Source organism: Streptomyces griseochromogenes, from assembly GCF_001542625.1.
Classification (GTDB): Bacteria; Actinomycetota; Actinomycetes; order Streptomycetales; family Streptomycetaceae; genus Streptomyces; species Streptomyces griseochromogenes.
Genome location: NZ_CP016279.1, coordinates 9,944,021 through 9,967,569, shown reverse-complemented (window position 1 = coordinate 9,967,569; position 23,549 = coordinate 9,944,021). Strand labels below are relative to the sequence as shown.

Annotated in this window: 18 protein-coding genes and 1 riboswitch; of the genes, 15 read left to right on the top strand and 3 right to left on the bottom strand. The window is 71.3% G+C overall.

Translation table 11 applies throughout. The annotated features are described in order from the left end of the window. Nucleotides 1-336: 336 nt before the first annotated feature. From AVL59_RS43360 to AVL59_RS43345, 4 genes are all read left to right on the top strand, one after another. Entirely contained in the window at nucleotides 337-1,125 is a 789-nt protein-coding gene (locus AVL59_RS43360) for an ABC transporter ATP-binding protein (protein WP_067315329.1), read from the top strand. Next, complete coding sequence (locus AVL59_RS43355; RefSeq protein ID WP_067315327.1) at nucleotides 1,122-3,704, top strand: ABC transporter permease; 2,583 nt, start codon at nucleotides 1,122-1,124, stop codon at nucleotides 3,702-3,704. The genes AVL59_RS43360 and AVL59_RS43355 overlap by 4 nt, the downstream gene beginning before the upstream one ends. Before the next feature lie 294 nt (nucleotides 3,705-3,998). Further along, on the top strand, nucleotides 3,999-7,532 hold the full coding sequence (gene mfd, locus AVL59_RS43350) for a transcription-repair coupling factor (RefSeq protein ID WP_067315325.1): 3,534 nt from the start codon (nucleotides 3,999-4,001) through the stop codon (nucleotides 7,530-7,532). 23 nt (nucleotides 7,533-7,555) lie between these two features. Continuing rightward, the gene (locus tag AVL59_RS43345) at nucleotides 7,556-7,912 is read left to right on the top strand and encodes a MerR family transcriptional regulator (RefSeq protein WP_067315324.1); all 357 of its coding nucleotides are present in this window, start codon (nucleotides 7,556-7,558) and stop codon (nucleotides 7,910-7,912) included. A 181-nt stretch (nucleotides 7,913-8,093) separates the two neighbouring features. On the opposite strand, the gene AVL59_RS43340 is transcribed toward AVL59_RS43345, so the two are convergent. Together AVL59_RS43340 and AVL59_RS43335 are read right to left on the bottom strand one after the other, a co-directional pair. Next, on the bottom strand, nucleotides 8,094-8,858 hold the full coding sequence (locus AVL59_RS43340; protein ID WP_067315322.1) for an SDR family NAD(P)-dependent oxidoreductase: 765 nt from the start codon (nucleotides 8,856-8,858) through the stop codon (nucleotides 8,094-8,096). A gap of 64 nt (nucleotides 8,859-8,922) precedes the next feature. Next, the gene (locus AVL59_RS43335; protein WP_067315320.1) at nucleotides 8,923-9,516 is read right to left on the bottom strand and encodes a TetR/AcrR family transcriptional regulator; all 594 of its coding nucleotides are present in this window, start codon (nucleotides 9,514-9,516) and stop codon (nucleotides 8,923-8,925) included. Nucleotides 9,517-9,656: 140 nt separating this feature from the next. Between AVL59_RS43335 and AVL59_RS43330 the strand changes: the two genes are divergently transcribed. Together AVL59_RS43330 and AVL59_RS43325 are read left to right on the top strand one after the other, a co-directional pair. Next, nucleotides 9,657-10,580: an SCO6745 family protein gene (locus AVL59_RS43330; RefSeq protein ID WP_067315319.1), complete on the top strand. Its 924-nt coding sequence runs from the start codon at nucleotides 9,657-9,659 to the stop codon at nucleotides 10,578-10,580. Nucleotides 10,581-10,824: 244 nt separating this feature from the next. Continuing rightward, on the top strand, nucleotides 10,825-11,499 hold the full coding sequence (locus tag AVL59_RS43325) for an HNH endonuclease family protein (protein WP_245383972.1): 675 nt from the start codon (nucleotides 10,825-10,827) through the stop codon (nucleotides 11,497-11,499). 155 nt (nucleotides 11,500-11,654) lie between these two features. Here the strand turns inward: AVL59_RS43325 and AVL59_RS43320 are convergent, their stop codons facing one another. Then, nucleotides 11,655-12,371 carry a hypothetical protein gene (locus AVL59_RS43320; protein WP_067315316.1) on the bottom strand — a complete coding sequence of 239 codons (717 nt, stop codon included), beginning with the start codon at nucleotides 12,369-12,371 and terminating at the stop codon, nucleotides 11,655-11,657. A gap of 582 nt (nucleotides 12,372-12,953) precedes the next feature. On the opposite strand from AVL59_RS43320, the gene AVL59_RS43315 reads away from it, so the two are divergent. The 9 genes from AVL59_RS43315 to AVL59_RS43275 all read left to right on the top strand — a co-directional run bounded on the left by AVL59_RS43315 (nucleotide 12,954) and on the right by AVL59_RS43275 (nucleotide 23,194). Beyond that, nucleotides 12,954-15,134, top strand: coding sequence for an N-6 DNA methylase (locus AVL59_RS43315; protein ID WP_067315315.1), 2,181 nt, complete (start codon nucleotides 12,954-12,956; stop codon nucleotides 15,132-15,134). A 181-nt stretch (nucleotides 15,135-15,315) separates the two neighbouring features. Continuing rightward, nucleotides 15,316-15,939 carry a hypothetical protein gene (locus tag AVL59_RS43310; RefSeq protein ID WP_067315314.1) on the top strand — a complete coding sequence of 208 codons (624 nt, stop codon included), beginning with the start codon at nucleotides 15,316-15,318 and terminating at the stop codon, nucleotides 15,937-15,939. A 38-nt stretch (nucleotides 15,940-15,977) separates the two neighbouring features. Further along, nucleotides 15,978-17,471, top strand: a complete 1,494-nt coding sequence (locus AVL59_RS43305; RefSeq protein WP_257785143.1) for a serine/threonine-protein kinase — start codon at nucleotides 15,978-15,980, stop codon at nucleotides 17,469-17,471. A gap of 124 nt (nucleotides 17,472-17,595) precedes the next feature. Beyond that, on the top strand, nucleotides 17,596-18,423 hold the full coding sequence (locus AVL59_RS43300; RefSeq protein WP_067315311.1) for a glycoside hydrolase domain-containing protein: 828 nt from the start codon (nucleotides 17,596-17,598) through the stop codon (nucleotides 18,421-18,423). Between the two features lie 148 nt (nucleotides 18,424-18,571). Continuing rightward, on the top strand, nucleotides 18,572-19,219 hold the full coding sequence (locus AVL59_RS43295; protein WP_067315309.1) for a SurA N-terminal domain-containing protein: 648 nt from the start codon (nucleotides 18,572-18,574) through the stop codon (nucleotides 19,217-19,219). A 176-nt stretch (nucleotides 19,220-19,395) separates the two neighbouring features. Then, a complete protein-coding gene (locus AVL59_RS43290; protein WP_067315307.1) occupies nucleotides 19,396-20,364 on the top strand; it encodes a nucleoside triphosphate pyrophosphohydrolase in 969 nt (322 codons plus the stop codon). Nucleotides 20,365-20,477: 113 nt separating this feature from the next. After that, nucleotides 20,478-20,717 carry a hypothetical protein gene (locus tag AVL59_RS43285; protein ID WP_067315305.1) on the top strand — a complete coding sequence of 80 codons (240 nt, stop codon included), beginning with the start codon at nucleotides 20,478-20,480 and terminating at the stop codon, nucleotides 20,715-20,717. After that, on the top strand, nucleotides 20,714-21,982 hold the full coding sequence (locus AVL59_RS43280) for a cytochrome P450 family protein (protein ID WP_067315303.1): 1,269 nt from the start codon (nucleotides 20,714-20,716) through the stop codon (nucleotides 21,980-21,982). The genes AVL59_RS43285 and AVL59_RS43280 overlap by 4 nt, the downstream gene beginning before the upstream one ends. 168 nt (nucleotides 21,983-22,150) lie before the next feature. Then, the gene (locus tag AVL59_RS43275; RefSeq protein ID WP_067315301.1) at nucleotides 22,151-23,194 is read left to right on the top strand and encodes a LysM peptidoglycan-binding domain-containing protein; all 1,044 of its coding nucleotides are present in this window, start codon (nucleotides 22,151-22,153) and stop codon (nucleotides 23,192-23,194) included. Between the two features lie 182 nt (nucleotides 23,195-23,376). Further along, a riboswitch (cyclic di-AMP (ydaO/yuaA leader) is annotated at nucleotides 23,377-23,549 on the top strand.

Sequence of the window (23,549 nt, the reverse complement as noted above, 5' to 3'; positions counted from 1 at the left end):
GGGTGGACGCTTGCTGGGCCGAAGGGTGGAGCCGACCCCGAAAAGGACTCCACCCGGCGGTGGACCACCCCTAGGGGTATCTCCGTACTACGGCTCGGGGAGTGTTCGTACCGCTGGAGGAGGAGACGGACCCGGTGCTGTCCTTAACCTGGCTTTAGGCCGCTGGGGGGTGGCCGACCGAACCGGCGGGGTGGGGTTATCCCCCCGCACAAGAGGGGGCCGCGCGCCAGTGCGCGGCATACCCGCCGGACGCCAGACTCACCGATGTACCCAGAACCACGTACCGGTCCGCCCGGGCGCATTCATCGATCTGCTGACCGACATAGGAGACATACCGTGACTTCGGCTGTGACCATTCCCAGGCATGGGGGCACTGGAGGGCGTACGGCCGTTGCCGCGCGGGCGCGGCAGGTCGTGAAGGCGTACGGGTCCGGCGAGACCCGTGTCGTCGCCCTGGACCACGTCGACGTGGACATCGCCCGCGGCCAGTTCACCGCGATCATGGGCCCCTCGGGGTCCGGCAAGTCCACGCTCATGCACTGCCTCGCCGGGCTCGACACCGTGACCGGTGGTCAGATCTACCTGGACGAGACCGAGATCACCGGCCTGAAGGACAAGAAGCTCACCCAGCTGCGCCGGGACCGCATCGGCTTCATCTTCCAGGCGTTCAACCTGCTGCCGACCCTGAACGCGATAGAGAACATCACGCTGCCCATGGACATCGCGGGGCGCAAGCCGGACAAGGCGTGGCTGGACCGGGTCGTGGAGACCGTCGGGCTCGCCGGACGGCTCAAGCACCGGCCCACCCAGCTCTCCGGCGGCCAGCAGCAGCGCGTCGCCGTGGCCCGCGCCCTGGCCGCCCGCCCGGAGATCATCTTCGGCGACGAGCCGACCGGAAACCTCGACTCGCGGGCCGGAGCGGAAGTCCTCGGCTTCCTGCGGCGGTCCGTGGACGAGCTGGGCCAGACCATCGTGATGGTCACCCACGACCCGGTGGCCGCCTCCTACGCGGACCGTGTGCTCTACCTCGCCGACGGCAGGATCGTCGACGAGATGTACCAGCCGACGGCCGATCAGGTCCTGGACCGCATGAAGGACTTCGACGCCCGGGGGCGTACGTCATGACCGTCCTGAAGACCTCGATGCGCAACTTCTTCGCGCACAAGGGCCGCATGGCCCTGTCGGCGGTCGCGGTGCTGCTGTCGGTCGCCTTCGTCTGCGGCACCCTGGTGTTCACCGACACGATGAACACCACCTTCGACAAGCTCTTCCAGGCGACGTCGTCGAACGTGACGGTCAGCGCCAAGGGCTCCTCCGACACCGGCGAGACCACCTCCAGCACGGGCAAGCCGCCGGTCATGCCGGCCTCCGTGCTCGGCGAGGTCCGCGGGGCCCAGGGCGTCCGGAAGGCCGAGGGCACGGTGTTCTCGACCTCGGTGACCGTCGTCGACCACCACCTCGACAAGCTCTCGCCCAGCAGCGGCGCCCCGACCATCGTCGGCAGCTGGAACAGCAACGACGCCCGCACCATGAAGATCACCTCGGGTACGGCGCCCAAGGGTCCCGGCCAGGTCATGGTCGACGCCGACACCGCCGACAAGCACCACATCAAACTCGGCGACGACATCGGCATGATCAACGTCCTCGGCACGCACCACGCGCGCGTGTCCGGCATCGCCACCTTCACCGTCACCAACCCCGGCGCGGCGATCTTCTACCTGGACACGAAGACCGCCCAGCAGAACCTGGTCGGCCGGACCGGCGTGTACACCAACGTCAACGTCACCGCCGCCAAGGGCGTCACCGACGCACGGCTGAAGACGAACGTGATCGCCGCACTCGGCCACGGCTACAGGGTGCAGACCGCCAAGGAGGTCGCCGACGCCAACCAGAAGAGCGTCAAGAGCTTCCTGGACGTCATGAAGTACGCGATGCTCGGCTTCGCCGGAATCGCCTTCCTCGTCGGCATCTTCCTGATCATCAACACCTTCTCGATGTTGGTCGCCCAGCGCACCCGCGAGATCGGCCTGATGCGGGCCATCGGCTCCTCCCGCAAGCAGGTGAACCGGTCCGTGCTCATCGAGGCGCTGCTGCTCGGCGTGGTCGGCTCCGTGCTCGGCGTCGGCGCGGGCGTCGGCATCGCGGTCGGCCTGATGAAGCTCATGGGCAACATCGGCATGCACCTGTCCACCGACGACCTGACCGTCGCCTGGACGACCCCCACCGTCGGCCTGCTGCTCGGCGTGATCGTCACCGTCCTCGCCGCCTACCTGCCCGCCCGGCGCGCCGGCAAGGTCTCCCCGATGGCCGCCCTGCGCGACGCGGGCGCCCCGGCCGACGCGAAGTCCGGGATCGTACGGGCCCTGATCGGCCTGCTCCTCACCGGCGCCGGCGCCTGGAGCCTGTACGCGGCGGCCACCGCCGACAAGGCCAAGGACGGCTCGGCCCCGCTGGGCCTCGGTGTGGTGCTGACCCTGATCGGCTTCGTCGTCATCGGCCCGCTGCTCGCGGGCGGCCTGGTCCGCGTCCTCGGCGTGATCATGCTGCGGATCTTCGGCCCGGTCGGCCGGATGGCCGAGCGCAACGCGCTGCGCAACCCGCGCCGCACCGGCGCCACCGGCGCCGCGCTGATGATCGGCCTGGCCCTGGTGGCCTGCCTGTCGGTGGTCGGCTCCTCCATGGTCGCCTCCGCCACGGACCAGCTCGACAAGACCGTCGGCACGGACTTCATCATCCAGGGCGACAACGAGGACACGCTCATCACCCCGCAGGCGGTGCGGGCGATCAAGGACACGCCGGGCCTGTCCAGGGTCACCGAGTACAAGCTCATGGACGCCTCCCTGACCACGCCGGACGGCGAGGTCTCCAAGAAGCGGACGGTCAAGGCCGCCGACCCGACCTACGCGCAGGACGTGCGCACCAAGACCGTCGCCGGCAACCTCGCCGACGCCTACAAGCCCGAGTCGATGTCCGTCTTCGAGGGCTTCGCCAAGAAGCACGGCATCAAGGTCGGCTCCACGGTCGCGGTCGCCTTCAGGGACGGCAGGACGGCCAGGCTGACGGTCCGCGCGATCACCAGCGACGAAGCCGTCATCGACAAGGACTCGATGTACGTCTCCATCGCCACGGCGGCCAGGTACGTCCCCGCCGACCGGATGCCGCTCGACCGGATGGTGTTCGCCGGCGCCAAGGACGGGCAGCAGGCGGCCGCCTACAAGGCGCTGAAGTCGGCCCTGCACGGCAACCCGGAGATCACCGTGCGCGACCAGACCGACTACAAGAAGGAGCTGAAGGACCAGATCGGCCAGCTGCTCAACATGATCTACGGCCTCCTGGCGCTCGCGATCATCGTCGCCGTCCTCGGCGTGGTGAACACACTCGCCCTGTCCGTGGTCGAGCGCACCCGCGAGATCGGCCTCATGCGGGCCATCGGCCTCTCCCGACGCCAGCTGCGCCGCATGATCCGCCTGGAGTCCGTGGTGATCGCCGTCTTCGGCGCCCTGCTGGGCCTCGGCCTGGGCATGGGCTGGGGCGCGACCGCCCAGAAGCTCCTCGCGCTGGAGGGTCTGAAGGTCCTGGACATCCCCTGGCCGACGATCACCGGCGTCTTCATCGGCTCCGCCTTCGTGGGCCTGTTCGCCGCCCTGATCCCGGCGTTCCGGGCAGGCCGCATGAACGTTCTGAACGCCATCGCCACCGACTAGCGCCCACAGGGCCGACAGCCACCGCATACGGGGGTTGCGGGGGAAGACCCGGTGCCGGGGAGTCTCGAAGACTTCCCGGCACCGGGCTTTTTGCCGCTCGGGCCTTTCGGCCGGCCGAGTCGGACGGCGGGCGGGCACAGGCCCCGGGGCCCAGGGGGCGGAGCTCCCTGGGAGGACCACCCGAGTTGTCCACAGCCTCCGACGCCCACAGCGACGGCGTCGTACGCTGGACACCCCCGGCTGCCACCCGCGCCGGGCTGCTTGCGTTGCCCACCTCTGGATGGAAAGCCCCCCATGAGCCTGCACGGTCTGCTGGACGCCGTAGTCAAGGACCCCGCCCTCGCGGAAGCGATCACCGCGGCCACGGACGGCAATCGCATGCACGTCGACCTCGTCGGCCCGCCGGCCGCCCGCCCCTTCGCGGTCGCCGCCCTCGCCCGGGAGTCCGCCCGCCCGGTGCTCGCGGTCACCGCGACCGGCCGGGAGGCCGAGGACCTGGCCGCCGCCCTGCGCTCGCTGCTGCCCGCCGAGGGCGTCGTGGAGTACCCCTCCTGGGAGACCCTTCCGCACGAGCGCCTCAGCCCGCGCAGCGACACCGTCGGCCGCCGCCTCGCCGTGCTGCGCCGCCTCGCCCACCCCCGCCCTGACGACCCCGAGACCGGCCCGGTCTCCGTGGTCGTCGCACCCGTGCGCTCCGTACTCCAGCCGCAGGTCAAGGGCCTCGGCGACCTGGAGCCGGTGTCTCTGAAGACTGGACAGAGCGCCGACCTGAACGAGGTCGTGGAAGCCCTCGCGGCCGCCGCCTACGCGCGCGTGGAGCTCGTGGAGAAGCGCGGCGAGTTCGCCGTACGCGGCGGCATCCTGGACGTGTTCCCGCCCACCGAGGAACACCCCCTGCGCATCGAGTTCTGGGGCGACGACGTCGAGGAGATCCGCTACTTCAAGGTCGCCGACCAGCGCTCCCTCGAAGTCGCCGAACACGGCCTGTGGGCCCCGCCCTGCCGCGAACTGCTGCTCACGGACGACGTGCGCGCACGCGCGCGTGCCCTCGCCGAACAGCATCCGGAGCTGGGCGAACTGCTCGGCAGGATCGCCGAGGGGATCGCGGTCGAGGGCATGGAGTCCCTGGCCCCCGTCCTGGTCGACGACATGGAACTACTGCTCGACGTCCTGCCCAAGGGCGCCATGGCCGTCGTGTGCGACCCGGAGCGGGTCCGCACGCGTGCCGCCGACCTCGTCGCCACCTCCCAGGAGTTCCTGCAGGCGTCCTGGGCGGCCACCGCGGGCGGCGGCGAGGCGCCCATCGACGTCGGCGCGGCCTCCCTGTGGTCCATCGCCGACGTCCGCGACCGCGCGCGCGAGCTGGACATGATGTGGTGGTCCGTCTCGCCCTTCGCCGCCGACGAAGACCTTGACGCGGACACCCTCAAGCTCGGCATGCACGCCCCCGAGACCTACCGCGGCGACACCGCCAAGGCCCTCGCCGACACCAAGGGCTGGCTCTCCGAGGGCTGGCGCACGGTCTTCGTCACCGAGGCCCACGGCCCCGCCGCCCGCACCGCCGAGGTGCTCGGCGGCGAGGGCATCGCCGCCCGCCTGGACGCCGACCTCGGCGAACTGAGCCCCTCCGTCGTGCACGTCTCCTGCGGCTCGATCGACTACGGCTTCGTGGCCCCGGCGCTGGGGCTCGCCGTCCTCACCGAGACCGACCTGTCCGGCCAGAAGGCCGCCGGCAAGGACGGCGCCCGCATGCCGGCCCGCCGCCGCAAGACCATCGACCCGCTCACCCTGGAGACGGGCGACTACATCGTCCACGAGCAGCACGGCGTCGGCCGCTACATCGAGATGGTGCAGCGTACGGTGCAGGGCGCCACCCGCGAGTACCTGGTCGTGGAGTACGCCCCCGCCAAGCGCGGCCAGCCGGGCGACCGTCTCTACATCCCCACCGACCAGCTGGAACAGATCACCAAGTACGTCGGCGGCGAGGCCCCCACGCTGCACCGCCTCGGCGGCGCCGACTGGACGAAGACCAAGGCGCGCGCGAAGAAGGCCGTCAAGGAGATCGCCGCCGACCTGATCAAGCTCTACAGCGCCCGCATGGCCGCCCCCGGCCACGCCTTCGGCGCCGACTCGCCCTGGCAGCGCGAGCTGGAGGACGCCTTCCCGTACGCGGAGACCCCCGACCAGCTCACCACCATCGCCGAGGTCAAGGACGACATGGAGAAGTCGGTCCCCATGGACCGCCTGATCTGCGGCGACGTCGGCTACGGCAAGACCGAGATCGCGGTCCGCGCCGCCTTCAAGGCCGTACAGGACGGCAAGCAGGTCGCCGTCCTCGTCCCCACGACCCTGCTGGTGCAGCAGCACTTCGGCACGTTCTCCGACCGCTACTCGCAGTTCCCGGTGAACGTGCGCGCGCTCTCCCGCTTCCAGACCGACACCGAGGCGAAGGCGGTCCTGGAGGGCCTCAAGGACGGCGCCGTGGACGTCGTCATCGGCACCCACCGCCTCTTCTCCTCCGAGACGAAGTTCAAGGACCTGGGCCTGGTCATCGTCGACGAGGAACAGCGCTTCGGCGTCGAGCACAAGGAACAGCTGAAGAAGCTCCGCGCCAACGTGGACGTGCTGACCATGTCCGCGACACCGATCCCGCGCACCCTGGAGATGGCGGTCACCGGCATCCGCGAGATGTCCACGATCACCACCCCGCCCGAGGAGCGCCACCCGGTGCTCACCTTCGTCGGGCCGTACGAGGAGAAGCAGATCGGCGCGGCCATCCGCCGCGAACTGCTGCGCGAGGGCCAGGTCTTCTACATCCACAACCGGGTCGAGTCCATCGACCGCGCGGCGGCCCGACTGCGCGACATCGTCCCCGAGGCGCGCATCGCCACCGCCCACGGCCAGATGTCCGAGACCGCCCTGGAGCAGGTGGTCGTCGACTTCTGGGAGAAGAAGTTCGACGTCCTGGTGTCGACCACGATCGTCGAGTCCGGCATCGACATCTCCAACGCCAACACCCTGATCGTGGAGCGCGGCGACACCTTCGGCCTGTCCCAGCTGCACCAGTTGCGCGGGCGCGTCGGCCGGGGCCGCGAGCGCGGGTACGCGTACTTCCTGTACCCGCCGGAGAAGCCGCTGACCGAGACCGCCCACGAGCGGCTCGCCACCATCGCCCAGCACACCGAGATGGGCGCGGGCATGTACGTGGCGATGAAGGACCTGGAGATCCGCGGTGCCGGAAACCTGCTCGGCGGCGAGCAGTCCGGCCATATCGCGGGCGTCGGCTTCGACCTGTACGTCCGCATGGTCGGCGAGGCCGTCGCCGACTACCGGCGACAGCTGGAGACCGGCGAGATCGAGGAGGAGCCGCCGCTCGAGGTCAAGATCGAGCTGCCCGTCGACGCGCACGTCCCGCACGACTACGCGCCCGGCGAGCGGCTGCGCCTGCAGGCCTACCGCGCCATCGCCTCCGCCAACAGCGAGGAGGACATCAAGGCCGTCCGCGAGGAACTCACCGACCGCTACGGCAAGCTGCCCGAGCCGGTGGAGAACCTGCTGCTGGTGGCCGGCCTCAGGATGCTCGCGCGCGCGTGCGGCGTCGGCGAGATCGTCCTGCAGGGCACCAACATCCGCTTCGCACCGGTGGAGTTGCGCGAATCGCAGGAGCTGCGGGTCAAGCGGCTGTACCCGGGCACGGTCATCAAGCCGGCCGTGCACCAGGTGCTGGTGCCGCGCCCCAAGACCGCGAAGGTGGGCGGCAAGCCGCTGGTCGGCCGGGAACTGCTGGGCTGGGTCGGGGAGTTCCTCGCCTCGATCCTCGGGTCGTGAACCGATGACGGGGGGCGCGGGGCGTGCGGATCGGTGAACTGGCGCGGGCGACCGGGACGACACCGCGCGCCCTGCGGCACTACGAACAGGCGGGTCTGATCACCTCCGTACGCACCGCCAACGGCTACCGCGCCTACGAGCCCCGCACGGCCGTCCGCGTCCGCAACATCCGCCACCTGCTGGAGGCGGGCCTCACCCTGGACGACGTACAGGCCTTCCTGCCCTGCCTGGACGGCGACGTCACCGCCACTCCCGTCCCCGAAAAGGGCCTGCGCATCGCCCGGGACCGGCTGGCGGTCCTGGACGCACGGATAGCGGCGCAGACGGCGGTACGGGAGCGGCTGGCGGCGGCGCTGCGGGAGGCGGGCGAGACGGTCTGACGGCGGCGATACGGGAGCCGGGCGAGAGGCGGGCGAGACGATCTGACTGCGGTGCCATGGGGGCGGGTGAGACCGTTTGACCGCGGCGCTGCGGCGCTGCGCGAGGCGGGTGAGCCGGTCTCACGGCCCTCGGCGCCTGTTCCGGCGGCCGCTCACCGCCCGTGCGGGCCCGCGGCCAGGATCAGGAGACGACCGCCCCGCCGTCCACCGGCAGCACCACACCGGTCACGAACGACGCCTGCGGGGAGGCGAGCTGGGTGATGGCCCAGGCGACCTCCTCGGGGCGGCCGACCCGGCCGAGCGGAGTGTGGTCGAGCTGCCACTTGCGGATGGCGGCCCGCTGCTCAGGGGTGTACGCGGAGTGGTCGGCGATCGGCGTCTCGATCGCGCCCGGGGCCACGGCGACCACCCGGATCCCGCGCGGCGCCAGCTCGACCGCCCAGCTGCGGGTGAGCACTTCGAGAGCGGCCTTCCCCGCCGCGTACAGGGAGTTGCCGGTGGGCCAGCCGCGCTGGCCGACGGCCGTCGTCACGTTCACCACGACCCCCCGGCTCTCCTCCAGTGCCGGGAGCGCGGCCTGGGTGAGCAGGACGGGAGCGAGGAGGTTCGTCTCCAGCAGCGGCCCCACGACCGCGCGGGTGTAGGTGCGCAGGGAGTCGGCGGTGACGACCGCCGCGTTGTGCACGAGCACGTCGAGACGGCCGTGGCGCTCCATGGTGGTGCGTACGACGGTGGCGGGCCCGTCCTCGGCGGTGATGTCGGCGGGCAGCGGCATGATCCCCGGGTGTCCGTCGGCGGTCTCGGCCAGCGGCCCCGGCCGGCGGCCGACCGCGACGACCTGCGCGCCCTCGGCGGCGAACGCGCGCGCGGTGGCGCGGCCGATACCGGTGCCGGCGCCGGTGACGATGACGGTACGGGGGCTCTCGGGGCGGATGTTCTCGCTCATGCCGGGATCGTCGGACCCTGACGCCGATGTCAAGGTCAAGTCCCGCCGGGACCGGGGCCGCCCGTCACTTCTGCGCCGAGTGGAACAGCATCGCCGCGATCGTGCGGAACACCTCCTCCGGATCCTGGTCGCCGACCGGGCCGTCGAGGTTGTGGCCGAGCAGCAGCGTGGCGAAGCCGTGGGCCAGGGACCAGGCGGCGACCCCGGCGAGGCGGGAGTCGGATCCGCGGTCCTGCGGGGCCACCGTGGCGACGGCGGTGCGCAGCGCGTCCCCGGCCAGGGCGCGGGCGGTGGTGAGTTCGAGGTCGTCGGCGCGCAGCAGCCCGGGGGTGAACATCACCTGGAAGTGGGCGGGGTGCTCGCGGGCGAAGCGGACGTAGCGCACGCCTGCCTCGCGCAGGTCGCAGGCGTCCCGGACCGTCTCCGCGAGCAGTCCGTACCCCTCGGCCGCGATCGCGGTGAGCAGCCCGGTGCGGTCCTTGAAGTGGTGCGCGGGAGCCGCGTGCGAGACCCCGGCCCGGCGCGCCAGGTCCCGCAGGCTCAGCGCGGAAGGGCCGTCGGCGGCGATGACGTCGAGTGCGGCAGTGAGGACGGCGCGGCGCAGATCGCCGTGGTGGTACGGCCGCTGGGGTGCGGGTGTGGACTTCGCGGGGCTCATGGACAGCAGCGTACGCCGGATCTAGCCAGCGACAAGTTCCCGGGATCTAGGCATTGACAAGTTCGGGCGCCTTCGGCAATCTAGTCAGTGTCAAGTTCTGCTCGATCGCGAGTGGGCCGGATGAGGGGGAGGGCTGCGTCATGTCCGAGCGTGTCGGCAAGGCCGTCGAAGAGGAAGTGGTGCCCGGGGAGCCTGGGGAGCTCGTGGAGCCGGCGCGCGTCCGTCAGCTCTGGCACCTGCTGGAACCCCTCCACGCGGTGCTCTACTACGCGCCCGAGGTGTTCGAGGAGGCGACCGCGCTCGGATACGGCACCAAGGACCGCTGGCCGAGCTACTTCCCGCTGCGCGCCGCTCCGTTGGGCGCGGTCGGTGCGGAACGGGTGGCGTCCGCCTTCTACAGCTTCAACCCGCGCATGGTCGCCGAGCACATCGACTCGCGATGGGGCATCGCGAGCCCGGACGAGGTGCTGGCCGCGCGCCTGCGAGGCATCGACCGGACCTACCGCACACTCTTCGGCGACCGCGTCGAAAGTCCCGAACTGGCCGAAGCCGCAGCCCTCGCCAGGCGCGCGGCCGAGGCGGCCGGCACGGCGGGCCGCCCGCTCGCCGCGGCCAACGCCGAACTGTCCTGGCCCGAGGCCCCGCATCTGCAGCTGTGGCAGGCGGCCACGATCCTGCGCGAACACCGCGGCGACGGCCACATAGCCGCCCTGCTCCTCGCGGACCTCGACCCCGTCGAGTCCCTGGTGTCCTTCGCCGCGATCGGCGCCGCGTCCGTCGAGCGCTTCGAGAGCCGCGGCTGGAGCGGCGAGCAGTGGTCGTCCGCTCGCGCGCGTCTGGCCGCCCGAGGCCTGGTCGAGCCGGACGGTACGGCCACGGAGGCGGGCCGTGCCCTGCGCCGTGACGTGGAGGAGCGCACCGACCGCCTTGCTGCGGCCCCTTGGCGGGCGCTCGGCCGCGAGGCCACCGACCGCCTCGTCGGCCTCCTCGGTGACTACTGGGTCGCGGTCCTGTCCTCCGGGCTGCTGCCCTCGGAATCCACCCTGGGCATAGGCAAGGTGTGAGCGGGCGCGCGAACCCATCTGCCGGGCTCCCCCTCCGGGGCGCCGTCATGCCTCAAGTCGAGCCCTGATTGCCCCACATCATCGCTTTCATGCCCATCTGGTGGAAGCCGTAGGGCCGTTACCGTGGGGACAGGAACGATTCCGCCGGTACGCGCACACCAGGGCGACAAGGGCGGACAAGGGCGAGCAAGGGGGGCGCACTGTGACGCGTCTGAGGAGCGGGGCGGTCACTGCGGTGGTCGTCATGACGGCCGTCGTGGCCGGCTGCAAGAGCGAGCAGACCAAGGGGTCCTCCGGCCCCGAGGAGACGGGAAGCAGGGGAGCGGCCCTGGCCGCCGACTCGCTGACCGTCAAGGGACGCGCTCCGAAAACCGGTTACTCCCGTGCTCGTTTCGGCACCGCCTGGGCCGACACCGACTCCAACTCCTGCGACACCCGTGACGACATACTCAAACGCGACCTGAAGGAGGTGAAGTTCACCGGCGGAGCCTGCAAGGTCTCCTACGGCCTGCTGGAGCCGGACCCCTACTCCGGCCGGGACATCACCTACCGGCGCGGCCGCAGCCAGGTCGACATCGACCACGTCGTCGCCCTCTCGGACGCCTGGCAGACGGGCGCCAAGTACTGGGACCCCAGCAAGCGCATAGCCCTGGCCAACGACCCCCTCAACCTCCTGGCGGTCGACGCGAGCACCAACCGCGGCAAGGGAGACGGCGACACGGCCACCTGGCTCCCGCCCGACAAGGGCTACCGCTGCACCTATGTGGCCGCCCAGGTGGCCGTCAAGAAGAAGTACGGCCTGTGGGTCACCGCTGCGGAGAAGACCGCGATGAAGAAGGTCCTCGCCACCTGCCCGAACCAGCAGCTCCCCACAGGCGGTAACCCGACGAAGGCCCCGGAGCGGTTCCGGGCGCGGTGAGCCGCAACGCACTACTCGCACTACGGCGTGCGCTGGTCGGGTTCGCTGCGAACCGGAGCGCGGGCATGCGGTCCACGTCGCGCCCGACGTAGGGATGCGGAGGGTGCGTCCGTGTGTCCGACCCTAGGGTCAGGCGGACGCACCCGCCGTGCGGATCATGCGGCCGTCTTGCCCTTCAAGGACCCCAGAACCTCGGTGGTCAGCTTCTTCGCGGTCGCGGCGCCGTTGTCGCTGCCCGCCGTGGACAGCACGGTGACCACGGCGTTGCCGGAACGGGCCGCGATGAGCGTGGTGCCGTTCTCCCAGGCGCCGCTCGTCAGCGTCATCGTGTACGCCTCGTCACCGAGCCCGGCCGTGGACCGGCCCGTGACCTTCACCTTGGCGTGTGCGTCCGTGTCCGTGAACGTGGCGCACCCGGTGGCGGCGGACCGCAGCTCGTTCATCACCGTCTTCGCCGTGGTGCCCTGGAACTGGTCGATCTCCTGGGCCAGTTCCTCGGTCTTGTCCTGGTTCACGTAGTCGTCCTGCGCGAAGGACACGCCTCCCTTGAAGCCGCTCACCTGGATCCAGGACGTGCCCTCCAGCCTGGTGCAGTCCGGCTTCGCGGTGTTCCTGCTGGACGGGGCGAGGAACTGGTTCCCGCTGTCCGAGGTGCCATCGGCCTCGTGGGTGAATGCAGCCGGGAGGGCAGACGCGGGCGCCAGCGCCTTCTTGAGCTGTGTACCGGTGAGCAGACCGGCGTTGGGGTTCTTCTCCTTGGCCGGATGGGCGCTCGCGCCGGTGCCGGAGGAGGAACCCGACGAGCAGGCGGACAGGGCCAGGGGGAGTGCCGCGACGGCGAGCAGGGTGACGACACGGGACGGCAGACGCATGACAGTCCTTCAACAAGAGAGAAGAGGGAAGAGGTGAAACCGGAACGTGTGCACGGCATGCCGTACGGCGTCCGGGGTCCGGAGCACCGCCGGACGCCGGGCCGCGGCCGGGAGCCGATGAGGCACGACCGGACGGGTGGGGGATGCAGAGGTTTGCCCTGCCCTGCAGAGAACTTGTGCCTATCGAGGGAAGGGAGCCCTGCGACGACCGCGGGGACAGGATGCGGGGTGGGCGTGGGGCCGGCGGGCGGGCCGGGTCACGCTTCCCTCCGGTCGCCGCAGCCGGTCGTCCCGGAATGCTCGGGCCGTTGTGGCGTCACCGAGCCCTTCGCCGGCGTTCGCGGACACGACACCGATGACGGCGACCGCCGCGCTCTTGTCCTTCATGCCCATGACGGGCCCCCTCCCGATACGGCGACTGCCCCTTTTCCGGCAGTCACTCGTTCGCTGGGTCAATGAGACCAGAGCTTGTGAACCGAGTCAACCTGATTCACATCCTCATCTGTGTACACGAGCGTGAATGCATGGATCTTGTGTGCGCCGTATGCTCGGTGCACGCACGGGACGAGGGGAGCGGGGCCGGTGCAGGACAACGCGACAGAGGTGACCGCGGCGGGTATCGCCCGCCTCGCCGGAGTGGGCCGTGCCGCGGTGAGCAACTGGCGCCGCCGGCATGCCGACTTCCCCAGACCGGTCGGCGGCACCGAGGCCAGCCCGTCCTTCGCTCTCATCGAGGTGGAGGCGTGGCTGCGCAAGCAGGGCAAACTCGCCGAGGTCCCGCTGCGGGAACGCGTCTGGCAGCAGCTCGCCGGTCATCCCCAGGGGCCGGTCACCGCCCTGGTGCACGCGGGCTGCGTCCTGCTGCTCATCCATGAACGCCCCACCGTCTGGCTCGACGTGAGCGCGGGCTCCGACGAACACCTCGCCGCAATGCTGCCGGACGCGCTGCGCCAGGTCCTCATCCCGCGCTTCGGCGCCATGCACAGCAGTAGTGTTCACACCGGGCTGACCGCGGGCGGCTCATCATCTGTGAACGCCCCGGCTTCTGTGAACACGGGGCTTCCGGCACACTCACAGCCCCCCGCGCAAGCTGTGGGCGCTGTGAACACCACGCCCGCCCCGGCCACCCCCCAGACCCCCGTGATCCACACCCCCACCGGCCCCCAGCTCCTCCTCTCCGCTCCTCTCCTGCGCGGCGCGGCCGAGCTGGCCGCCGAGCTGGGGGCGCGGCAGGCCTTCGAGTTCCTGCTGGGGCGGCACCTGGACGCCAACCCGCGCCAGTACACCCTCACCCCGGCAGACCTCGCCCGCCTCATGGCCGATCTGGCCGGCCCCGCCCGTACCGTCCTCGACCCGGCCTGCGGCACCGGCGCTCTGCTGCGCGCCGTCGACGCCCACCCCGGCCAGGAGCTGTACGCCCAGGACAGCGCGCCCGACCTCGCCGCGCTGACCGCGCTGCGGCTCGCGCTGGGCGCCCGCGCCGCCGTGCGCGGCGCCGTGGGCGACACCCTGCGCGGCGACGCCTACCCCGAGCTGCGTGCCGACGCCGTCCTGTGCCACCCGCCGTTCAACGAGCGCAACTGGGGTCACGACGAACTCGCCTACGACCCGCGCTGGGAGTACGGCTTTCCCGCGCGGACCGAGTCCGAGCTGGCCTGGGTGCAGCATGCGCTGGCCCGGCTCGCCGAGGGAGGCACCGCCGTGCTGCTCATGCCGCCGGCCGTGGCCTCCCGCCGCTCCGGGCGCCGGATCCGCGCCGACCTGCTGCGCCGGGGCGCGCTGCGTGCCGTGATCGCGCTGCCGGTCGGGGCGGCGCCGCCGTACAACATCCCGCTGCATGTGTGGGTGCTTCGGCGTCCCGGCCGGACGCCCGCGGCACCCGAAGTGCTGCTCGCCGACACCGGGCGGTTCGCGGGCGAGGCACGCGGCGGTCCGGACTGGCACGCGGTCGGGGACGCCGTTCTCGACGCCTGGCACGCCTTCGCCCGCACCGGACGGCTGGAGGAGCGGCCGGGGCTGGCGCGTTCGGTGCCGGTGATCGAGCTGCTCGACGACGACGTGGACATCGCCCCCGCCCGCCATCTGCCGCCGCCGGCCGTCGCCGACGGCGCGGAGCAGCTCACGGCGGTGCGCGAGCGCCTCCGTGCGACCCTGCGGCTGACCGACGACCTCACCCCGCCGCCCGCCGACCCGGTGGCGCCCGCGCGCTGGCCTCTCACCACCGTCGGCGAACTCGCGCGCGGGGGCGCGCTGGTGCTGCGCACGGGCGGAAACGGCGGCCACGCGCGCGTGCCCGTTCTCACCGACCATGACGTGCTCGCCGGAACGGCACCCTCCGGGACGCTTCCCGAGAGCGACGAGGAGGCCGTGCTGACCGAGCCGGGCGACATCGTCGTACCGGTGCTCGGCGGAGGCTCGGTGGCGCGCGTGATCGACGACGTCACGCAGGGCGCCGCCCTGGGGCGCAGTCTCGTGCTCCTGCGCCCTGATCCCACGGCGCTCGACCCCTGGTTCCTCGCCGGGTTTCTGCGGGGAACCGCCAACAACCGCCAGGCCAGCAGCTATGCGTCCACCGCGACCCGCCTGGACGTGCGCCGCCTCCAGCTGCCCCGGCTCCCGCTGGACGAACAGCGGCGCTACGGCGCGCGTTTTCGCGCACTGGACGAGTTCGAGCGGGCGCTGCGCCAGGCGAGCCGGCTGGGTGAGCAGCTCGTGCGCGGGATGTACGACGGTCTGACCGACGGTACCGTCGCGCCCGATTGACCCGGTATCGACCCTTCGCGCCTGATCGACCGCGAGGCCCGGACAACGGTTCGGTACAACCCGTGCCGCTTGTCCGTGCCGGGCCATATGCTCGAAGCGACCATCGCACGATCGGTGTTGTTCGCCCGGCCGAGCACGCCGGGGCGGGTTCGTACGCCCATGTCAGGCATCAGGAGCAGTCATGCAAGGCCACGGCTACGCACAGCCGGTGAAGCAGCCGCCGCCCCCCTCGTGGCTGGTCTTCCTGCGCGTGCTGTTCGTCGCGGTCGGGATCTTCAGTTGCGGTTTCCTGACCTGGGCGATGCTGCTGCGGCTGGCCGTCGTCACGCGCAAGTCGCTGGACTGGGGCCTGTTCGTGGCCGTGCTGGCGGCCGACATCCTCGGCATCGTGCTGCTGGGCACAGAGTCCGGCGACGACGTCCACACCGCTGGCGGTTACCTGGGTATCGCGCTGGTCTTCGGCGGGCTGGCCGTCACGGTCGTGTACTACCTCGTGGCGGACAGCCGGCACTTCCACCAGCTCCGGCAGGCGTACGAGGGCCGCTCGGCGGTGTCCTCGTCGTCCCCGTACCTCTATCCGCAGCCTCCGGCGCCGTTCACCGCGACGACCCTGGGGCAGACCCCCGTGCCCGTGCAGCCTCCGATACCGCACACGCCCGTGCCGCAGTCCCCGGTGGTCCCCCCGCCGCCCCAGCGCCCGGCGCCCGCCCGCATCGACCAGGTGCGTGCCGAGCTGGACGAGCTGAGCGACTACCTGCGCAAGCACGACGGCAGCCGGGGCGGCGGCCACGAGGGCGGACGGTGACCGTGGCGACGGGGCGTGTCGTCGCCGGCCGCTACGAGCTGTCCACGCTCATCGGACAGGGCGGCATGGGCCAGGTCTGGACGGCGTACGACCAGCGGCTCGACCGGCGTGTGGCGGTGAAGCTGCTGCGCCCCGACAAGGTGGCCGGCCAGGAGGCGGACGAGCTGCGCCGCCGGTTCGTGCGCGAGTGCCGGGTGACGGCGCAGGTCGACCACCCGGGCCTGGTCACCGTGCACGACGCGGGCAGTGAGGGCGAGGAGCTGTTCCTCGTCATGCAGTACGTCGACGGCGCCGATCTCTCCGACCACCTCGCCGAGCACGACCCCTACCCGTGGCAATGGGCGGTCGCCGTGGCCGCGCAACTGTGTGCCGTGCTGAGCGCTGTGCATGCCGTGCCGATCGTGCACCGCGACCTCAAGCCGCGGAACGTGATGGTGAAACAGGACGGTACGGTCACCGTCCTCGACCTGGGTGTGGCGGCCGTGATGGACACCGACACCACCCGTCTCACCCACACCGGATCACCCATCGGCTCGCCCGCCTACATGGCGCCCGAGCAGGCGATGGGTGGCGCGGTCGGCCCGTACACCGACCTGTACGCGCTCGGCGTGCTGCTGCACGAACTCCTCAGCGGTGACGTGCCGTTCGCCGGTTCCACGGCGCTCGGTGTGCTGCACCGGCACCTGTACGAGCCCCCGCTGCCGGTGCGCCGGATCCGCCCCGAGATCCCCGAGGTGCTCGAAGCGCTCGTCCTGCGCCTGCTCGCCAAGGACCCGGAGCACCGGCCGGCCTCCGCGCAGGAGGTGTACGAGCACCTGGAGCCGCTCCTGCCCGCGCGCGGGACACCCACCGAGGCACCTTTGGACCCCACGCGTCCTTTCCTGCGCCCGCACGCCCCCTGGCCGGACCGCGCCCGGACGCCCGCGCCCCGGCCCGCCCCCGTCGCGCCCGCACCGGCGGTGACCGAGAAACCCGACGTCGCCGCCGCGGTCGACGAGGTCAAGCGGCTCCTCGGCGTGGGCCGCATCACCCAGGCCGTGGACATCCTGGGCGCGATCCTGCCCGCCGCGGCCGAACAGCACGGCGAGCACTCCCCCGTCGTGCGCACGCTGCGCAAGCAGTACGCGGCCACCCTCATGGACGACGGCCAGTACCGGCGCGCGTTGCCCGAATTGCGCCGCCTCGCCGACGAACGCGCCGCCGAGGCCGGGCAGGCCGACCCGCAGTCCCTGCGCTTCCGCTACGAGGCCGCCCAGTGCCTGGAGCAGCTCGGCGAACCGGCGGCGGCGCTCGCCGAGTACCGCGCGCTGCTGCCGTACTACGAGAACCAGTACGTGTCCGGCGACCCGCAGCTCGCCCACGACGTGCGCCGCCGTATCGGCCACCTGCTGCTCGCCCTCGGCGATCGCCCCGCCGCCCACGACACGCTCGCGCGGCTGCTGCTGGACGTGGAGCGCTTCCAGGGCCCCGGCCACCCGCTCTCCGGGGAGATCCGCCGCACCCTGCAGTGGCTGGCGCAGGTGCGCGGCTAGGTTTTGCCGTTCCCTGGGAGAATTTTGTGATCTTCCGGGGTTCGGGTTTCCCGTAAGCATGATCGGCGCCGGGTACCTTGCGCTTCGTTTTACCAGGCGGCGCACGAGCAGGGGTGGGGACTTCATGGCCGGCCATCGGCAGTCGAAGAAGCGCAGGTATGTCACGTGGGCGGTGGTCGGGGCGGCCGTCGTCGCCGGTGCCGGCATTGCCGCGCAGACCTCCATGGCCGCCACCGCCTGGCCCGCGCAGCAGACCTTCACCGGTCGCGCCTTCGACACCTGCACGGCGCCCTCCCGGTCCGCGATGAAGGCCTGGCACACCGGCTTCTACGGCGCCGCCGCCGTCTACGTGGGCGGCAAGAACCGCGGCTGCAACCAGCCCAGCCTCACCTCTGCCTGGGTCAAGTCCGTCACCGGCATGGGCTGGAAGCTCATCCCGATCTACGTCGGCGCCCAGCCGCCCTGCCAGTCCGGCTCCAACCCGGAGAAGCTGACCGCCTCCGCCGCCGCCTCCCTCGGCGCGTCCGACGCCTCCGACGCCGTGGCCGAGGCCTCCGCCCTCGGGATGAAGGCGGGCAGCCCGGTCTACCTCGACATGGAGGCGTACGACATCACGAACAAGGCGTGCGACGACGCCGTACTGACGTACGTGCGCGCCTTCGGCAAGGGCCTGCACGCCAAGACGTACCGCACCGGCTACTACGGCTTCAGCAGCTCCAGCGCCAAGGCCATCGCCACCGCCGCCGACAAGACGGACCTGCCGGGCAACCTCTGGTACGCGCTGTGGGACAAGCAGAACACCACCACCGCGGACTGGCCGTGGCGCTCGACCCGGTTCACGAACCACAGCCGGGGCCACCAGTACCTGGTCAACAGCAAGGAGTCGCACGGCGGCGTCACGCTCACCGTCGACCGTGACGCATGGGACGCGCCGGTGGCGATCACCGGCTGACCCGGCGGCCCCTTACGGGGTGGCGCGGCGGTGCCTGAAGCGCGTGCGAATCGTTGGTCGAATGGGTTGGCCGGAGGCTGGCCACTGCCTACCATCGATCACCGCAAGACTTTGTGCACCGTCGCACAATCTCCCCCAGGAGGTCTCCTTGCACCGCCGCCGTCGCACCGCGCTCGTCCTCTCCGCCGCGATCGCCGCCGCGGCTCCCCTCCTCACCGCCTGTGGAAGCGACGCGCACGCGGGCGCGGCGGCCGTCGTCGGAGGGCAGCGGATCACCGTCGCCCAGCTGGAGACCAGGGTCAACGAGGTACGTGAGGCTCAGCGGGCCGCGGTGCCCGACGAGACCCAGTACCAGCAGGTCCTCTCCTCCACCGCCGGACTCACCCGCGACACCCTGCACAACATGGTCCTCGACCGGGTGCTGCACCGCGCCGCGCAGGACGAGGGCATCGCGGTCACCCGCAAGGAGGTCGTGCAGATGCGCACGGACCTGGAGCGGCAAGCCGGCGGCGCCAAGGGTCTGGAGACGGCTTGGCTGCAGAAGTACGGCATCGCGCCCGCACGCCTGGACGAGAACCTGCGCCTCCAGCTGGAGGCGCAGAAGCTCGCCGCGAAGCTCGGTACCGACACCACCCAGCCCCCCTTCTGGAAGGCCCTGTCCCAGGCGTCCGCGGAACTCCACGTCGACCTCAACCCGCGATACGGCGCCTGGGACGTGCAGAAGAGCAGCCGTGTGGACGCGAAGACGCCATGGGTGCGGGACCTCACGACGGGGACGCAACAGCAGCCGGCGTAGCCGCACAGAAGCGGGAGCGAGCGGACGGGGCTTGCCGCCGAGCCGGCCTCGTCGGGGCGGCGGTGAGCAGGGACGGCGCCGGTCTGAGCAGGGATGCCGGTCATACGATCACATGACCCGCTCGACCCTGTGGACAACCGCGCCCGCGCCTTCGCGCCGTGGGTTACGTTCGGAGCGTGAACGAAACCACCCCCGAAGCCGCACCCGGCCGCATCGTCCTGCTCACCACCAGCCACCGGGTGGCGCCCGGCCTGCTGTCCTGGCCGGCATGGCAGGTACTGCGCGCCGCCGACGCCGTGCTGTGCGCGGACGGCGCGCATCCGCAGCTGCCGTATCTGCGCGAGGCCGGGATATCGGTGGCGGAGGCGTCCCCCACCGCCGAGGAGCTGGTCGAAGCCTGCGCGGGCGGGCGGACGGTGGTGGTCGTGGCCATGGGTGAGGGAGAGCCCGCCCTCACCGACGGCCTGGCCCGCCTGGCCGGCACCGGCCGCGTCCGCATGCCCGAGCTGGAGCTGCTCCCCGCCTCCTACGACCTGCCCGGCGCCCGCCTCCTCGACCTCGTCCAGGTCATGGACCGCATCCGCGCCGAATGCCCCTGGTCGTCCCGCCAGACCCACCTGGGTCTCGCGAAGTACGGCATCGAGGAGGCGTACGAACTGGTCGAGGCGATCGAGGCCGGCGACCGCGAGGAGCTGCGGGAAGAGCTGGGCGACGTCCTGCTCCAGGTCGTCTTCCACTCCCGCATCGCCGAGGAGGACCCGGACGCGCCGTTCTCCATCGACGACGTGGCCGGCGGCATCGTCGCCAAGCTCATCCACCGTCACCCGCACGTCTTCGGCGACGAGACGGCCGAGACGCCGGAGGACGTCAAGGAGCACTGGCTGCGCACCAAGGCGGAGGAGAAGCGGCGTACCTCGGTCACCGAGGGCGTCCCGCTCGGTCAGCCCGGCCTCGCCCTCGCCGCCAAGCTCGCCTCCCGCGCCCGCACGGCTGACCTGGACGTGCCCCTGCCCCAGGGCGAGGGCATCGGCTACGAACTGCTGGCACTGGCGGTGCGCGCCGAGGCGGACGGCGTGGATCCGGAGGCGGCACTGCGGGCGGCGGCGCGGGTGTACCGGGACGCGATCAGGAAGACGGAGGGCTGATCGGGCGGAGGACGAATTCCGCAGGGGGACTTGGGGCACACGGGGCGTCAAGTAGTGGCCCTCTCACTACCGTTGAGCCGGGCGCCGAGGAGTACGCGGACACATCACCGTATGTGTGGCTCGCGGTGATGGGCGCCGCGGCCGACGACGGACCCGCCACGGTCGACGCCGTGGCCCGGGCGGCGCACCGGGAGGTCTCTCCCCGTGCGGAGGTGGGCGTCGGCGAGGCCAGGGTGGTGCTCAGTCATCTGCTGCGCCGATGGGCCGGCCACCGGATCCGCCAGGCTGCCGCCGCCGGCCACAGGAGAGCCGTGACGGACCTCGCGTCCGCTCCCGATACCGTCAAGGAGTGACCGAGCAGCTCCACCCCCCGACGGCCCCCGACCTCTTCACCTGGGAGTTCGCCACCGACCCCTACCCCGCCTACGCCTGGCTCCGCGAGTACGCCCCCGTGCACCGGACGCGGCTGCCCAGCGGGGTCGAGGCCTGGCTGGTCACGCGGTACGCCGACGCCAAGCAGGCCCTCGCCGACCAGCGGCTGAGCAAGAACCCCGCGCATCACGACGAGCCCGCGCACGCCAAGGGCAAGACCGGCATCCCGGGCGAGCGCAAGGCCGAGCTGATGACGCACCTGCTGAACATCGACCCGCCGGACCACACTCGGCTGCGCCGGCTGGTCAGCAAGGCGTTCACGCCCCGCAGGGTCGCCGAGTTCGCGCCCCGGGTGCAGGAGCTGACCGACCGCCTCATCGACGGGTTCGCCAAGACCGGCTCCGCCGACCTCATCCACGAGTTCGCCTTCCCGCTGCCCATCTACGCGATCTGCGACCTGCTCGGCGTCCCGCGCGAGGACCAGGACGACTTCCGGGACTGGGCGGGCATGATGATCCGGCACGGGGGAGGGCCGAGAGGCGGGGTCGCGCGGTCCGTCAAGAAGATGCGGGGCTATCTCGCCGAGCTGATCCACCGCAAGCGCGAGGCGCTGCCCGCCGAGCCCACTCCCGGCGAGGACCTGATCTCGGGCCTCATCCGCGCCTCCGACCACGGCGAGCACCTCACCGAGAACGAAGCCGCCGCCATGGCCTTCATCCTCCTGTTCGCCGGCTTCGAGACGACCGTCAACCTCATCGGCAACGGCACCTACGCCCTGCTCACCCACCCCGAGCAGCGCCACCGCCTGCAGACCTCCCTGGCCGCCGGGGAGAAGGACCTCCTGGAGACCGGAGTCGAGGAACTCCTGCGCTACGACGGCCCGGTGGAGCTGGCGACCTGGCGGTTCGCCACCCGGCCGCTCACCATCGGCGGGCAGGACATCGCCGCCGGCGACCCGGTGCTCGTCGTGCTCGCCGCCGCCGACCGGGACCCGGAGCGGTTCGCCGACCCGGACGTGCTGGACCTGTCCCGCCGGGACAACCAGCACCTCGGCTACGGCCACGGCATCCACTACTGCCTGGGCGCCCCCCTCGCCCGGCTGGAGGGCCAGGCCGCTCTCGCCACCCTCCTGACCCGGCTCCCCGATCTGCGGCTCGCGGCCGATCCGGCCGAGCTGCGCTGGCGTGGCGGGCTCATCATGCGCGGCCTGCGCACACTCCCCGTGGAGTTCACGCCCGCCCCCTGAACACACCGGCCGAGGCGAACCGTCCGACGTTCAATACCGTGATCTTCACGTGATCTGCGCGGCATTAACTTGTGACAAGTGATCGTCTGCCTATACGTTCACCCATCAGCGTGGCGCTCCGAGTTCCATCCGCCGCGCGGTCCCCGTTGTCGCACGAAAGGCATCCGCATGCTCTCCGGGAACGGCCGTCACCGTCGCCCCCGTCAGGCCCCGGCCCTCCTCGTCGCGGCCGGAGTGACCGGCTCCGCCATCGCCATCCCGTTGCTCGGTGCCGCGAGCGCCAGTGCGGCGGACGGCACCACATGGGACAAGGTGGCCGAGTGCGAGAGCGGTGGCTCCTGGAGCGCGGACACCGGCAACGGGTACTTCGGCGGCCTGCAGATATCCCAGGACGACTGGGACAAGTACGGCGGCACCGCGTATGCCTCCAGTGCCGACCAGGCGAGCCGTTCGCAGCAGATCGCCGTCGCCGAGAAGATCCTCGACGACCAGGGCACCACCCCCTGGGCCACCTGTGCCCTCCTCTCCGGTCTGACCTCCAACTCCGGCTCCGTGGACGTCGACACGGGCGTCGGCGGTTCCGGCTCGTCGCAGGAAGGCGACTCCCAAGGAGCCGATGGGCCGTCAGAATCTGGAGATAATTCCGACTCGTCCGGACTTCCTGATTCGCCGTCTTCGTCCGACTCGTCCAAGGGTGAGAAGGTCAAGCCGTCCCCGAGTGAGAGCAAGGACACCGGCTCCGAGAAGGGCAAGGAGAAGGGGAAGGAGAGCGGCGAGGGCAAGCGCAAGGGTGCCGATACGCCTAAGTCCGACAAATCCTCTCGTCCTGACCCCGGGAGCGAGCAGGGCAGCGAGTCCCCCACCGCGGACCCCGCAAGGGAAGACTCGGACAATTCCAATCAGACCGGCGGCTCTTGGAGCCTGGTCGACACCGGCGCCCTCAGCAGTGGCGGACGTCACCGTGGTGGCAGTGCGGACGAAACCGCGGCGAACGGTCAGAGTGCCGCTCCGTCCGGCCGTCACGCCTCCCGTGACGCCGGCACCTACACCGTCCGCGAGGGAGACACCCTCTGCTCCATCGCCGACTCCCTTGACGTCGACGGCGGATGGCGCGCGCTCTACGCCGAGAACAAGAAGGCCATCGGCGCCGACGCGAACCAGATCGCTCCCGGTCAGACCCTGGATGTCGGTACGGAAAACGGTGGAAAATAGCGGGAGTTGACGCCCTGCTTCACGGCTAATGTCCGGTTTGGTGAAAGTGTGGGATGAGTCTCAGAAGCCCTGATCGTCTTTGAAATTCCGCCGAGCGCATGTCTACGGTCGAGGCCGCTCGTCACCACGAGCCCCGGCCATCGCAACGCCGAGTCCTGCCAGCGATCGCCCGGGAACAGTCGTCGCGTCATGCGCCGTAGGCAGGAGCGGGGGACCCAAGGTAAGTGCCGGGCCCGGCAGTTGAGGCTGCTGGAACCGGCTGGGGGTGAAGCCGTGCCTCTTCGGGAGGTGCGGCCGGGCAACTCAACCGGCCCGAACCCGACAGCTCACCTCGCAGGCGTCGGTGAGGGGATCG